We start from the raw sequence: 534 nt of genomic DNA, 5'->3' as shown, positions 1-534 counted from the left end.
CATACTGACCGTTGCCGTATTGGTCACGATACTGCTCCGAGCCATCCTTACCAAGCATAAACTCCACAAGCACACCCTCCGCATATAGAGTCCCTATCTGAGCTAAGTTGGGCAGTTTCTTCCATTCCTCAGGGGTTAGTTCAATAGCGGTGGGAATGCCGGTTATCGGTTTTGCTTTAATTCTACTGTTTTCCACTTCAAAAAAGGCGGCGGCATTTTTACGGTCGTGCTTAATCCTTGGTGCGCTGCGGGAAATCAAATCTGTCCAACCTGCTTGATGCATCTGCCTGATCAGATTATAGAAATTCTGTCTTGCTTCTTCGTCACTGACGTTGCTGCTTTTGCCGAGGTCAGAAAACATGTCAAATTGATTAACACCTAAGAACGGGTTATGACTTCGATTTTCATATGCGGTAATACTGCTTACATGTGGTATTTTAAAAGTATGTTTGCCGTGTTCAAAAACAACGGTTTTTTCCTGATTAAAGTCTATTTCATATTGATTGACATTAAAAAACTCTGAGTCGTCAGAAG

At 42.5% G+C, this 534-nt stretch carries 1 pseudogene; it reads right to left on the bottom strand.

The annotated features are described in order from the left end of the window. Positions 1-534 (bottom strand): annotated as a pseudogene (locus tag ACTHUR_RS17645) (hypothetical protein); the annotation flags it as partial.

It is taken from the genome of Neisseria sp. P0021.S007 (assembly GCF_051956855.1).
Note: the sequence above shows the minus strand (reverse complement) of the source record. Positions and strands in the feature narration are given on the sequence as shown.